The organism is Staphylococcus sp. HMSC034C12 (assembly GCF_001835895.1).
In the GTDB taxonomy this organism is placed as follows: Bacteria; Bacillota; Bacilli; order Staphylococcales; family Staphylococcaceae; genus Staphylococcus; species Staphylococcus hominis.
Window position 1 is genome coordinate 53401 of record NZ_KV826331.1, and the last position, 14192, is coordinate 67592.

Here is a 14192-nt window from a genome sequence, read left to right on the forward strand (position 1 = left end):
AAAACCTCCATTTTACTTTACTTAATATTTTGCATAAGTTGGAACATGGGTAACATAATCACTAGATACAAGCTGACTATAAAGGCTCCTAAGAATATAAATACGATAGGTTGGATAATTTTTGACTGTTTTAAAGCTGTTTGTTGGAGCCTTTGAATTAATATTTGACAATACATTTTCAACTCAATATCTAATTTATTATTTTTCTCACCTTGCTTAATAAACTGTATTAAATCATATTGATAACATGGTATTTTAATCAAAATATTGGGTAAATTAATGCCTCTATTTAGTTCATTTTGAATAACGATACCAATATAATTCAAAAATGAGTTGTTTTGTAGATGAATGTACATATCTACGACTTGTTGAATACTAATACCATTTTTATAAAATAAAGCTAAATCATTAGCAAGTTGATATGTTTTTATAGTCGAATAATAAAAACGTACAATTGGTATGTAAGAAATGAATGTAAGTTTTTTGGATATATCTAATTTATTAAGAAAGATAAATATAATGATGGATAAAGTTAGTAAAGTAAAAAAAACAAAAAGAAAAATTTGCGGTAAATGACTAATTAAATATGTAATAATAGTTTGTGATAAATTGAGTTTAACATCCATCATTGAATACAGATGTTCAAATTGAGGTAAAACTGTATAATTTAATATACTTAACATAGTTATAAATATTGCAATTAAAATGATGGGATATTGAATAGCTTTTAATATTCGTTGTTTAGCTTGAAGATTTGTTTTTAAATAATTCATTGCTTCCTCTAGTGCTTCATTTATATTCCCATATTTCTGCGCAAATTGAATTTGAGTGATAATAGATTTAGGATAGCCTATTAATTCTAATATTTGATCGCATTCTCCTCCTGTTTTTATTATTTTAACTATCTTATTTGCTATATCTTTATTTTTATAATTAAAATACAAATTTATAAAATTAAAACTTTCTAATAATGTAAATCCACTTTTAAGTAAGTTATTCAAATTATTTAGAAGTATAATTTGTTGGTTTTCATTAAGAACTTTAGAATGTTTGTTAAATATATTTTTCAACCACATCTTCACATATAAGACCTTCTTTCGATAGCGATAACAATTTTTCTTTTAAATTATTAAATGTCTTAGGAAGCGTATGGTTATGTTCAAAAAAATATTGAATTTGATTATTTGTAATAGACTCACAAACAAGCTTTCTTTGATTTGAAGTAGTTGTAACTAATCTTTGATTTGAAATAACATTTATTGCTTGTGAAATTTCTTGAACACTAATCCCCATCTCTAACAATCTGAGTATTGCGCCCTTACAATTGCTTGAATGCATAGTAGTTAACACTAAATGACCACTTAAACTTGCTTGAATAACACATTTTGCCACTTCAGCATCTCTAATTTCACCAATTAAAATAACATCTGGATCACATCTTAATATTGCTTTAAATGAACTAACATAATCTATACCGGCTTTATGATTTACTGACACTTGTGTTATGCCTTTTAATAATTGTTCAACAGGATTTTCAATTGTAATAACATTTAAATTTAATTCTTGAAAAGCATAGAGTACTAATTGATACATCAAAGTACTTTTACCTGAACCTGTTGGACCAGTAAGTAAAATGAGACCTTGCTTTTTATTCATTAGAGATTTAAAGTCATTAAAGTCCTTATACTCTCTTTTAGAAGTGAAATATTGAGGGATAAGTCTAATAACACAACTTTCTATTCCTAATGACAAAGGTAAAGTAGAAATTCTTAAATAAAATATTGATTTAGCATGATAAGTATATCTACCACTTTGAGCTATTTGATGTGTTGATACATCTAAATTTGCTTTAAATTTCATATAAATTAATAATTTTTCATAAATGTCATTACTAAACATTTCATATGTCTCTAATATATCATTCACTCTGAATTTAATATGTACTTTATCCTCTGAAGGAATAAAGTGTACGTCACTTGCATTTTTTGAAATTGCTTTATTAATTATTTCTTGAAATAATAATTTCAAAAAAAAACACCTCCTACATATATAAACGTAAGAGGTGTTTAAATTACTTTTTTATTGTCCATCTAAATATGGATTGAGTTGTTCGTCATCTACCGTAGTGTATTGACCATGACCTGGGAATAAAGGCAAATCTCCGTCTAATTCAAATAATTTATCCTTAATTGAGTCTACTAATGTTTCATAGTCTCCTCTATATAAGTCTGTTCTTCCAATACCGTTATTAAATAATGTATCTCCTACTACTGCAAAATCGTCAAAAACGTAAGTTAAACTTCCTGGCGAATGACCTGGTGTATGAAGAACATTGAATTTAAATTCATCGATTGTAAAATTACCTTCATCTAAAGCAATTGGTTGAGCTTTACTAGTAGTGAGTGGCATACCATATTGTTTAAATTTTGAAGAACCATTTTTTTCAGGATCAGTTAAGAAAGAAAATTCTTCTTTATGCATATAAACAGGTACATCATATTTGGATAATACATCGTCTAAAGCACCAATATGATCAAAATGAGCGTGTGTAAGTAGTATTGCTTTTAAAGGTTTATTGATTTGATTTAATTTCTTAAATATTTTATCAGATTCTCCAGCAGGATCAACTAATAATACACTGTTATCGCTTTCTACAAAATACGCGTTTGTATCAACTAATCCTAAAGATAAATTAGAAATTCTCATATTATTCACCTTGTTTATCTAAATGTTTTTGAACAGATTTTAATTTATCATTCATTTTACGAGACTTATCTCTTCTATCATCAATACGGATATTTGTACATACTCTATCTAATCCTTTATCAAATGGTAATTCGTGAATTGCTTGAACTACTTCAAATAAATCTTTAAGATCACCTTCGATAAGCGTATTCATAGGGGTTAATTGATAGTCAATTTTACCTTGCTTTTTAAATGCTTCTAGTTTCGTTTGGATTTCTGCAATATATTTACTAACACTAGGACCTTCCGTTCCGACTGGTATAACAACTACATCAATAATAGCCATTATTTAACACCATCCTTTTCAATTATATATGTTTTTATTAGTCCAGCAGCACCAGTGATACCAGCATCATTTCCAAGTTTTGCTTGGACAATTTCAGTATCTTTTTGAGCAGGAGTAAATGTTAAATTATGATATTCTGTTTTAATATTTTCAATTAATATTAATCCAGCTGTAGACATTCCTCCACCTAAAACAATATATTTAGGATTGCTTGTAGCACTAATTATACTACATAAATAAGCGATATGATTTGCGACCTTCTCTGTTATAAATATACAGAATTGATCTCCTGCTTTTGCTGCATCAAATACAGCTTTAGCAGTTACTTTATTCTCTTTTATAAGTGATAAAATAGATGATTTAAAAGTTAGTTTAGGATAATAAAAATTGACTAAATTAACCACTCCAGTAGCTGAAGCAACAGTTTCAATACATCCTGATTTGCCACAATTACAATTAAAACGTTGATCAAAATCAGTTCTAATATGACCTATTTCTGCACCTGAACCATTATGACCATGTACAATTTCACCATTTGAAATGATGCCTCCACCAAGACCAGTACCAAGTGTAATAGCAACTACATCATTTGCACCTTGACCAGCACCTTTATGCTTTTCACCCAGTGCAGCTACATTTGCATCATTATCCACATATACAGGACAATCTATAAATTCACTAAAAATCTCTCTCACATTTACATTTCCAGGCCAATGTAAATTAACAGCCCCATGTACGATTCCCGTTTCAAAATCAACAGGACCAGGAACTCCTATACCAACTCCGATAACATTTTGAAGATCAAAATGATAAGATTCAGTTGCTTCTTTAAAAGAATCAAAGACTTGCCTTAATAAAGTTCGACCTGTATGGTCTGAAGTATCGGTTTCAATAGACCATTTATGTAATCGTTCTAATTTTGTATCAAAGATACCAAGTTTACATGTTGTTCCACCTATATCAGCTGCTAAAATAATATTTTTCATTTATGCTCATTCCTTCTTTGATTAATTATTAAAATACATTTTAGATATTCTTCATTTGTTAAAAGATCATAATTGTAAAGAGAACGTATTTCTTGTTGCATCATTTCATACATATCTTCTTTATCTTTAAAATATATAATAAAACCATAACGTTTCAAAAGTTGCAAGACATCATAAAAATTGTTAATTTTTCGATTCATTACTATCTTTCAATTCTTTTTCTAAATTTTTATAGCTTTGGTTATTGGCATCAATTTTCAAAGCTTTTTTTATATATTTTAAAGATTTATCGTTATCATTTAATGCTCTATTAGCTATGGATAATTCATAGTTTAATAATGCAGAGTTAGGATGACTTCTTAGGCCTCTTTCCCAATCAGCCATTGCCTCTGCTTTAGAACTTTTAGTAGCAGTTATTAAACCTTTTAAGTAATATGTTTCATCATCATCGTATCCTTTATTGATTGTATGTTCAACAATTGATAAAGCATCATCATAATTATAGGATATCATTTCGTCTTTAATAAGTTTATCGTAAATATTTTCTTCTTTAATTGAAAATATTCTAATTTGTAATAAAACAAAAAGTACTAATAATAAAATTAAAAATAACCAAAATAAATTACGATTTTCATGAAAATAATAGCCTATTAATGTAATAAGGATACCACCTATGAAACCACCTAAATGAGCCATTAAATTAATATTCGACATAAATAGCGAGACAAAAATCAATATTAATACAACAACTAACAATTGTATTATCATTTTCTTATTAAAAGTCTTACTTAAGTACATCATCGTTAAAATAGCCCCTATAAGACCAAAAATGGCTCCACTTGCACCAACAGATATTGTACTTATATTAAAGGATAACGAAGCAAAGTTTCCAAATAATCCAGAAATTAAATAGATACCTAACATTTTATATGGACCAACGATCGTCTCTACAATTTTACCAAAAATGAATAAAGATAGCATATTCATTAAAATATGTTCAAAATTAAAATGTAAAAACATCGAGGTAATAAGACGGTACCACTCTCCGTGCACTACATTGAAGTGTACTAATCCCCCAACATCTAGTAGCTTAATATCTGAAAAATGATTTAGATAAATCTTCATATATAACCATACTAGGACATTTATAGCTATAAGTGTATAAGTCATTGGTGAAAATATCATCATATACTTATCAACAAGGTTCGTATTAAGTACACGCTTTTTATAATCTAACGATGATTTTTTATCTTTTTTATTAACGCGTTTTTTTAAAATAAAATTAGGCATTGTATTTTCTAAGTCTTTTTCATTAGTGATACTATGATAAATCAACTTAGTAGGATGCGTTTCATCGAAATTATCAATATTCATCGATGTTTCTATAAAGTAGAAGAACTCAACTTTTTTAATTTTAAATCCTAACTTTTTTTGTAAATTCTCTTTATGATCATTTATTTTAGATTTGTCGAAGCGTATCTCTTGAGTTGAACTCACTTCTTTTCTAAATACAATAAGTTCTTCTTTTTTCTTATTGAATAACCAAATTTCATTTGTATTTTTATCTGTGTGTTCTAATTTATAGTTAAAATATTTGATCCAATAATAAATTGATTTCCAATATAGTTTATCAATATTCATTAATTCCTCCCAAATTTAGTGTTACATATAATTAAATTATCTACAGGTTGATCATGTTTTTCCACATCGAAATCTGATATTTGGAAGTCATATATAAGACTAATTGAGTTAATATCGTGTTGATTTAGAAATTTATCATAGTAACCTCCTCCATACCCTATACGAAAACCATTTGTTTGAAAAGCTACTCCAGGTACAATAAGTAAATCCATGTCATTACTAATAGATGTATCTTCATTAACATAATTAATGCCTTTATCATCGGTAGCTATTGATGACAAATCTAATAGTTGTTTAAAGTTCATATTACGACTTCTGTAATCTGTATTGGGCACAAAAATTTGTTTTCCATTATCTAAAGCGAAATTAATAATATTGTATGTATTAATCTCGTGTGGCATAGACAAAAATATACCGATACGATGTGCATTTTTGAATTTTTCGTTTTCAATTAATTGTTTCATTAACCAAATATCAGCTTTATGCTTACTTTTTTTATCAAAGTCTTTCATTTGTGATAAGATATTTTTTCTAATTTGTTTTTTACCCATTCTTTCTCCCATCCTTTAATATATATTATAACGTTATTATATAGTGATGTCATTTGTGATAATTCAAATTATTTTAAGTTAAAAAATTATATTAATTTATATAAAATAAATATAGTTGTTGATTATATATTTAGGATTATTAATAGTTGAATGAGCTACTAAAGTAAAAAAGGTTGGAACAATTTTGTTCCAACCTTTTTACTTTTAATATTATTTAGTTTCACGATGTAGAGTTTGTTTGTTATCACGTGAACAATATTTTTTCATTTCAATACGTTCAGGATTGTTTCTTTTATTTTTAGTAGTAATGTAGTTTCTGTCACCACATTCAGTACAAGCTAATGTTACGTTTACGCGCATGATTATACCTCCTTACCTTTTCTAAATACGACTTTATTATCATACCACTTAGACGATTAATTGAAAAGTATTAATTTTTACTAGTATTAAGTAGAAAAGCATCTTATCAACGGTTATTAAAATTATTTTTCATTTTTAAAGTAGTAATTAATGATATCTCTTCCTAAATCTCCCCCATTTAACCATGGTGGTGGAACAGGTTGATTAGTATATACGATAGAAAAAGCTAATTTAGGATCTTTAATAGGCGCATAACCTATATATGTTGAGTTAACTCTAGATTGTCCGTTTTGATAAACTTCAGCAGTACCAGTTTTACCAGCTGATGGAACAACAGTTTTATGGAAGCTTGCATAGCCTGTACCATCTTTTTCATTGAAAGCCATCTTGAATCCTTGTTTTACTTCATCTATCTCATCTTGAGAATTATTAACTTTATTTAGTATATTACCTTTAATTTTATCTTTAACCGGTCCTACTTGATCACTATTTGTTGCGTCATGTATAGCTAAACCAATGTGCGGTTGTACTCTGTAACCATTATTTGCAATTGTAGATATATATTGTGAAAGTTGAATAGGTGTATAAGTATCATACTGACCTATTGATAAATCTAAATAATTGCCTGGATTATTAGTTAATGGTTCAATTTGACCAATTGTTTCATTAGGTAAATCGATACCTGTTTTAACACCTAATCCTACTTGATTTAGACCTTTTCTTAGTTTTTGACCAGCTTCTTCAATATTATTAGGTAAACTCATACCACTTGAGTAAGGATCACCAGCTAGTCTTAAAGCAGTTTTAAACATATATACGTTTGAAGAATGCATTAATGCTTCTTTGTCGTTAATTAGGACTTTGCCATTTTGGTTAAAGTAAGAACGTTTAGTTAGTCCGCCTCTAAAGTGTAAAGGTTCATCAATCATTTCTTCACCGACTTTGATAGTATGATTTTGATAACCAGTTAATAAGGTTGCTCCTTTAACAGAAGAACCGACTGCAAATTGGCCAGTAAAGTTACCTAAATCATAATCTAGCAATTCACCATTTTTATCAATTTGTCTTCCAGCCATTGCAAGAATATCACCATTTTTAGGATTTTGAACAACTACAAGCGCATTGTCCATGTTGGTTGCTCCTTGACTACGCAGTGTCTTTATTTCGTTTTCTAACAGAGACTCAACTTTTTTTTGTAAATCAATGTCAATTGTTAGTTGTAAATCATTTCCACGTGACCCAGGGTTAATCACTTTAGAACTAATAACTTTACCAGATTTATCCGTAGTGTATTTCAGCTGTTTCTTTTTACCACGTAGAATGTCTTCATATTGATACTCTAGATAAGCTTTCCCTACCCTGTCATTTCTAGAATATCCTTTTGCTAAATACTGTTCAGTTAATTCTTTAGGAATACCCTCAGAAGGTGTAGAAACACTACCAAATATACTTCTTAAAGTTTCACCATATGGATATTTTCGATCCCAGTCCATTGAAGTATTGACACCAGGTAAATTATCCAATTGTTGAGAAACAGCAGCATATTCCTTTTCACTAACATCTTCATTTTTTATCATTTGCGGATCAAGTGTAGATCCAGATGACATTTCTCTATATATAGCTAACACTTGTAAATCATGCTTAGATAAACTATTTAATTGAGTATTTTTAATTTTACTATGTAATTGTTTATCATACTGTTCTTGACTTATGCTACCATTGTTAAGCATAGTTGTTTCTTTTTTCATTAATTTATTAACATCTTTTGGATGATTTTGTATCCAAAAGTCTTGTTTATCTTGCTTTGTAATCTTATCAGTATTCATTGTAATGAGTTTAGCTAATTTTTTAGCGGTATTTAACATGTCTTGTTGACTTGTTTTTCTAGAACGCGTGTAGGTAATTGCTAATTTCGAAGCATTATCAACTAAAATCTTGCCATTTCTATCTAGTATTCTTCCTCGTGGTACGGACTCATTGACAGTAATATTCTCATCATTTTTCACTAATTGACTATAATGTGCACCTTGTGCAATTTGTAAATATCCTAGTCTTAGGACAATTAATACGAAAATCAAAACAATTGCACCAAATATAAAACGAATTCGTTTATTCATCGTATGTTTTATTTTTTCATCATTTGATTTTTCTTTTAATCTTTTAAGCAAGACAACCGACCTCAATTATTAATCATGTATACTTATAAATGATATATGAAATTGTATAATTTTTCTATATTTTTCATAAAAAAAAGTGATCTCCCAAAAAGAGATCACTAATAAATACTTTTTTTATTTATTATTTTGTAGCAGCGTTGTATAACTCGTCTACTTTTTCCCAATTTACAACATTCCAGAAAGCACTGATATAATCTGGACGTTTATTTTGATATTTAAGATAATAAGCATGTTCCCAAACATCTAAGCCTAAAATTGGAGTTTTTCCTTCAGTAATAGGGTTATCTTGATTTGGAGTAGTAACAATTTCTAATTTTCCATTATTTACTACTAACCAAGCCCAACCTGAACCAAAACGTGCTGCAGCTTTATCAGCGAATTCTTTTTTAAACTCATCTAAAGAACCCCATTGTTCTTTAATTTTATCAACTACAGTACCTTTTTCTTCAGAATTAGGAGTTAATAATTCCCAGAATAATGAGTGATTTAAATGACCTCCACCATTATTACGTACTGCTGTTTGAATATTTTCAGGTACACTATCTAAATTTGCAACAATTTCTTCAATTGATTTAGATTCTAAATCAGTACCTTCAACTGCAGAGTTTAATTTTGTAACATAAGTGTTATGATGTTTGTCATGATGAATTTCCATTGTTTCTTTGTCGATATGTGGTTCTAATGCATCTGCTGCATATGGTAAATTTGGTAATTCAAAAGCCATAAATAATCATCCTCCTAAATTATTTTCACATAAATCATAACAAGCTATATGATGTGCAACAAATCATTTGCTTTAAATATTATTCACATAGTTGTCATATTTCTTATTATACTCTTTTTATATCTCATTTTAGTAGTTTTTAAACATTATATTTCAATATTAGTAAAAATTCAGACTTTTGACCTATAAAAAAACTGAGACGCTTATTTACGTCTCAGAACATATCTCATTTTAATTTATACCTTTATTATGGCAAGTTTCACATATACCATATACTTCTAATTTATGAGTATGAATATCTACATTAGGTAGAAATTGCTTAACTTGCTCAATTGGACAAAAATCTATTACTTTTGTATCTCCACAATTTTCACATATAAAATGATGATGATGGTGATTAGTACAAGCGATTCTAAATTTCATTTCTCCATCTAATTCTGTACTTTCAATAATATTTAAATCTTTAAAAAGATGAAGATTACGATAAATAGTATCAAAAGATATACCTGGATAATCATTGTCTAATTGTTGTTGTATAAATTTAGCATTAATATATTTATCTTCATTAACAAAGATATTAATCATATCTTCTCTTTTCTTAGTATATTTTAACCCATTGTCTTTTAAAATTTTAATAGCGTCGTTTGTATTCATAATTTAATGCTCCTTTTTGGCAGTTCGTTTAGTTTTCTGTAGTAACATCGTTATTCCTAAAATCAGAACTAATAATACCACGATGACACCACCAGGAGATATATTAATATAAAATGCTAAGGTAAGTCCTAGAATGACAGAACATTCACCTATAATAATACTTAAGATAATCAACTGTTTAAATCCTTTAGTTAATCGCATTGCTATAGCCACAGGTAATGTAATTAATGCACTCACGAGTAAAATTCCTACTACTCTCATTGATGCAGAAATAACCATAGCAACAATCGTTATAAATAAAAACTGAATCCATTTTGGAATATTAATAACCTTACTATATTCCTCATCAAAAGATAAAATAAATAATTCTTTGTATAATAAAAGAATGAATAATAATACGACGATTGAAATGATCGTAATTGTGACTAAGTCACTTAAATTTACAGCACTAATTGATCCGAATAATAATCCAACAATTTCTTGATTGAACCCATCAGCTAGAGAAATAAAAATTGCGCTTAATGCAATTCCAGCACTCATTATAATTGGAATTGCAATTTCTTGATAGTTTGAATACGAAGTTCTTAATTTTTCTATAAGTAAAGCTCCAACTATTGCAAAGATTATACCAAACCACATAGGATTTATAAATGCTAATGCTGGTGATAAGGTAATAATAAACATTCCAAACGAAATACCGCCTAGTGTGACGTGACTTAAAGCATCAGCAATTAATGATAATCGCCTTACCACTATAAATGCACCAATTAAAGGTGCAATAAAACCAATCAATATCCCACTTAAAAGTGAATATCTCATAAAATCAAAGTTTAACAATGCTTCAATCATGATATTCACCTCTTAATTCAATCCATATACTTATCATAATTAACTCCTATTTAAAATTATGCTTCACAGCATGAACGATTATGTTGATGATCAACAAATTTAATTGGATGACCATATATTTTTGAAATTTCAACTTCATCAAGAGACTTAAATTCTTCAGTAGAACCGTGGAAATGAAGATGTTTATTTAAGCAAGCGACTTTTGTAGCTGTGTCTACCACAACGCCTATATCATGAGTAACTAAAATAATCGTTATACCTTCTTCTTTTAAATGTTGCAAGGTGGCATAAAATTCATTCACATGTTTTGCATCAATCCCATTTGTCGGTTCGTCTAATACTAAGACAGATGGATTTGAAATTAAAGCGCGTGCAATTAGTACACGTTGTTGTTGTCCACCTGATAATTCTGCAATATTTTTATTCTTTAGATGATGAATATTTAAACGATGTAAGACATTATCTACTTGTTGTTCATCATTTTTATTAAACCACTGAAAAATTCTTTTCGTTTTAGTTAAACCACTTAAAACGACTTCTTTCACACTAGCAGGAAATCCAGCAGTAAAAGCATTGGCTTTTTGAGACACATAACTAATTTTTAATGCAGATTGAGTATTTTTTTTATAAGATTTCCCGTCAATGTATATTTCACCGTGTTGTAATGGTAACAAGCCAAGAATAACCTTTAAAAGAGTAGATTTCCCGGCTCCATTAGGGCCAACAATTGCAAGAAAGTCACCTTTATTAATTCGGATATTAATGTTTTCTAATACTTGTTTATTATCAAAATAATAATCAATATTTTTTAATTCAAAAACAGGTTGATTCATCTTTTCACCTCGCTAAATACTATACAATTATATATGTTTTTTGTAAATAGTAATGTTTACGAATTAAAACAAGAGTAAGATAGGCTCTTTGTAGATTATGCTATCTTACTCTTATTTTAATTATTGATTCAATATTTTTTCTTTTAATTTAGGATCAAAAATTTGAGATTTTAACATTTCAATTTCAAAGCGATAAGGCGGCTTTTTATTTTTCTTATCTTCTCCTACATAAGGAGTTTCAAGGATTTTAGGAATGTCTTTAAAAGCTTCATGATGTACCACATTATTCAAAGCATCAAAACCAATATATCCAAATCCAATATTTTCATGTCGGTCTTTATGTGCACCTTGTTCATTTTTACTATCATTTACATGAACAACTTTAATACGGTCTATTCCAATGATTTTATCAAACTCATTCAAAACGCCATCAAAATCATTTTTGATATTATAACCAGCATCATGTGTATGACAGGTATCGAAGCAAATAGATAACCGATCGTTATGTGTCACACCATCAATAATGCGAGCAAGTTCTTCAAAACTACGTCCAATTTCTGTTCCTTTTCCAGCCATTGTTTCAAGCGCAATTCGTACATCATGATCATGTGTTAACACTTCATTTAATCCTTTAATAATCTGATTAATTCCTTTATCTGCACCAGCACCTACATGTGCACCTGGATGTAAGACAATATCTTTCGCTCCTAAAGCTTGCGTACGTTCAATCTCATTTTGAAGGAAATTAACACCTAATTCATAAACTTCAGGTTTCGTTGTATTTCCTATGTTTATTATGTAAGGAGCGTGTACAACAATATTTGATAAACCATATTGTTCCATAACTTTATGCCCTTTTTCAATATTTAAATCGTTTATACTTTTTCTTCTTGTATTTTGAGGTGCACCTGTATAAATCATAAATGTTGATTCACCAAATTGATGTGCTTCTTCGGCCGATCCTTCTAACATTTTTTTACCACTCATTGATACATGTGAGCCAATTAACATTTGTTTCACCTAACCTTTTTTATTGTTTTTTCGTTGTTGTCTACTACGTTGTTTACTGTATTGCTTTCTTTCTTGTCGTTTCATTCTTTCTACTTCTTGTTTAAATTTCTTTTTATAACCTGGTTTAACTTTATTTTTAGATTTACTTCTTACTTTATGTTTTACTTGATTTGTTAAATGATCATCTTTACGTTCGCGTTTATGACGTGTATTGTGCGCTTTGATTGGCTTAAGTTCTCCATTTTTAATATCAACATTATCAAAGTGGTAGCCTTTATCTTCAATAAGAGAAATATTATGTTCTTCATCTGGGCTATATAATGTTAGAGCCACGCCTTTATAATTTCCACGTCCTGTTCTACCCACTCTATGAGTAAAGAAATCAATATCATTAGGAACATCAAAATTCACTACATGACTAACGCCTTCAATATCAATTCCTCTTGAAGCTAAATCACTTGCAATAACATATTGGAAATCTAAATTCCGAATACGTTTCATTTGTTGTTTACGTTCTCTTGGTGTTAAACCACCATGAATCATACCAACTTTAATGCCAGACTCATTAAGAGATTGAGCAAGTTCATTTGCATTTTCTCTACTGTTACAAAAAATAATACATAGATATGGATTTAGTATATCAATTAATTGCAAAGTTTTATCAACTTTTTCAGTTCCTTTAGTAGGAATCAAATAAAATTCAATATTTTTTTTATTTTGGGATTTGTTATCAACTACAACATATTCAGGGTGACTAAGATACTTATTTAAAAACGGTTCTAATGATTTTGGAATTGTTGCACTAAAGACTGCAATATTAGCATTTTCATCTAAACGAGCAGCAATATAGTCAACATCTTCTATTAAGCCTAAATCAATGAGTAAATCTGCTTCATCGATAATTAAATATGATGCCTTATGAATATGCAAATGTCCACTCTGAGCTAAATCATTGATTCGTGTTGGTGTACCAATCACTAATTGAGGTTGTTGATTTGTTCGTTGTTTATCTTTCTCTATGTCAGTACCACCAATAAATAAACTTACTTTAATATCTGATTGAAAACTAGCTAGATGACTAGCCACTTTATACAATTGTTGTGCTAATTCACGAGTTGGTGCAACAACAATACTTTGAGGTTCCTTAATGTCAGTATTAATTAAATCTATTAAAGGTAATAAAAAGGCGTGTGATTTGCCAGTACCGGTTTGTGATTGACCAATTAAATTGGTTCCTTTTTTTATACGTGGAATAATTCTATTTTGAATTTCAGTAGGTTTATTAAAATTTAAATCTTTAACTGCATCAATAAGATTTGTATTTAAATTAAATATTTCAAATGGATGATTAGCCATTCATCTGGCCTCCTTTGTA

General features: G+C 28.7%; 16 protein-coding genes. All 16 read right to left on the bottom strand.

Annotation, left to right across the window (positions count from 1 at the left end; translation table 11 throughout):
- Positions 1-17: 17 nt before the first annotated feature.
- The gene (gene comGB / locus HMPREF2629_RS06915; protein ID WP_048681721.1) at positions 18-1076 is read right to left on the bottom strand and encodes a competence type IV pilus assembly protein ComGB; all 1059 of its coding nucleotides are present in this window, start codon (positions 1074-1076) and stop codon (positions 18-20) included.
- The gene (gene comGA / locus HMPREF2629_RS06920) at positions 1054-2028 is read right to left on the bottom strand and encodes a competence type IV pilus ATPase ComGA (RefSeq protein ID WP_049415532.1); all 975 of its coding nucleotides are present in this window, start codon (positions 2026-2028) and stop codon (positions 1054-1056) included. The genes comGB and comGA overlap by 23 nt, the downstream gene beginning before the upstream one ends.
- A gap of 51 nt (positions 2029-2079) precedes the next feature.
- On the bottom strand, positions 2080-2706 hold the full coding sequence (locus tag HMPREF2629_RS06925) for an MBL fold metallo-hydrolase (protein ID WP_017176235.1): 627 nt from the start codon (positions 2704-2706) through the stop codon (positions 2080-2082).
- A 1-nt stretch (position 2707) separates the two neighbouring features.
- Positions 2708-3031 (bottom strand): MTH1187 family thiamine-binding protein, encoded by a 324-nt coding sequence (locus tag HMPREF2629_RS06930; RefSeq protein ID WP_017176234.1) that lies wholly within the window; start codon positions 3029-3031, stop codon positions 2708-2710.
- A complete protein-coding gene (locus HMPREF2629_RS06935; protein WP_002449785.1) occupies positions 3031-4017 on the bottom strand; it encodes an ROK family glucokinase in 987 nt (328 codons plus the stop codon). The genes HMPREF2629_RS06930 and HMPREF2629_RS06935 overlap by 1 nt, the downstream gene beginning before the upstream one ends.
- Positions 4014-4217 (bottom strand): YqgQ family protein, encoded by a 204-nt coding sequence (locus tag HMPREF2629_RS06940; protein ID WP_017176233.1) that lies wholly within the window; start codon positions 4215-4217, stop codon positions 4014-4016. Before HMPREF2629_RS06940 ends, HMPREF2629_RS06935 begins: the two co-directional genes overlap by 4 nt.
- On the bottom strand, positions 4201-5658 hold the full coding sequence (locus tag HMPREF2629_RS06945; RefSeq protein WP_070813239.1) for a rhomboid family protein: 1458 nt from the start codon (positions 5656-5658) through the stop codon (positions 4201-4203). Before HMPREF2629_RS06945 ends, HMPREF2629_RS06940 begins: the two co-directional genes overlap by 17 nt.
- On the bottom strand, positions 5658-6209 hold the full coding sequence (locus tag HMPREF2629_RS06950) for a 5-formyltetrahydrofolate cyclo-ligase (RefSeq protein WP_017176231.1): 552 nt from the start codon (positions 6207-6209) through the stop codon (positions 5658-5660). The genes HMPREF2629_RS06945 and HMPREF2629_RS06950 overlap by 1 nt, the downstream gene beginning before the upstream one ends.
- Positions 6210-6419: 210 nt before the next feature.
- The gene (gene rpmG / locus HMPREF2629_RS06955) at positions 6420-6569 is read right to left on the bottom strand and encodes a 50S ribosomal protein L33 (protein WP_002449881.1); all 150 of its coding nucleotides are present in this window, start codon (positions 6567-6569) and stop codon (positions 6420-6422) included.
- Between the two features lie 122 nt (positions 6570-6691).
- Positions 6692-8737 (bottom strand): peptidoglycan D,D-transpeptidase FtsI family protein, encoded by a 2046-nt coding sequence (locus HMPREF2629_RS06960; protein WP_070813240.1) that lies wholly within the window; start codon positions 8735-8737, stop codon positions 6692-6694.
- A 130-nt stretch (positions 8738-8867) separates the two neighbouring features.
- Positions 8868-9470 (bottom strand): superoxide dismutase, encoded by a 603-nt coding sequence (locus tag HMPREF2629_RS06965; protein ID WP_002449767.1) that lies wholly within the window; start codon positions 9468-9470, stop codon positions 8868-8870.
- A 231-nt stretch (positions 9471-9701) separates the two neighbouring features.
- Positions 9702-10124: a Fur family transcriptional regulator gene (locus HMPREF2629_RS06970; protein WP_070813241.1), complete on the bottom strand. Its 423-nt coding sequence runs from the start codon at positions 10122-10124 to the stop codon at positions 9702-9704.
- A 3-nt stretch (positions 10125-10127) separates the two neighbouring features.
- A complete protein-coding gene (locus tag HMPREF2629_RS06975) occupies positions 10128-10973 on the bottom strand; it encodes a metal ABC transporter permease (protein ID WP_070813242.1) in 846 nt (281 codons plus the stop codon).
- 56 nt (positions 10974-11029) lie between these two features.
- A complete protein-coding gene (locus HMPREF2629_RS06980) occupies positions 11030-11806 on the bottom strand; it encodes a metal ABC transporter ATP-binding protein (RefSeq protein WP_070813243.1) in 777 nt (258 codons plus the stop codon).
- 120 nt (positions 11807-11926) lie between these two features.
- The gene (locus HMPREF2629_RS06985; RefSeq protein WP_002449740.1) at positions 11927-12817 is read right to left on the bottom strand and encodes a deoxyribonuclease IV; all 891 of its coding nucleotides are present in this window, start codon (positions 12815-12817) and stop codon (positions 11927-11929) included.
- A 9-nt stretch (positions 12818-12826) separates the two neighbouring features.
- The gene (locus tag HMPREF2629_RS06990; RefSeq protein ID WP_002449896.1) at positions 12827-14173 is read right to left on the bottom strand and encodes a DEAD/DEAH box helicase; all 1347 of its coding nucleotides are present in this window, start codon (positions 14171-14173) and stop codon (positions 12827-12829) included.
- Between the last annotated feature and the right edge of the window lie 19 nt (positions 14174-14192).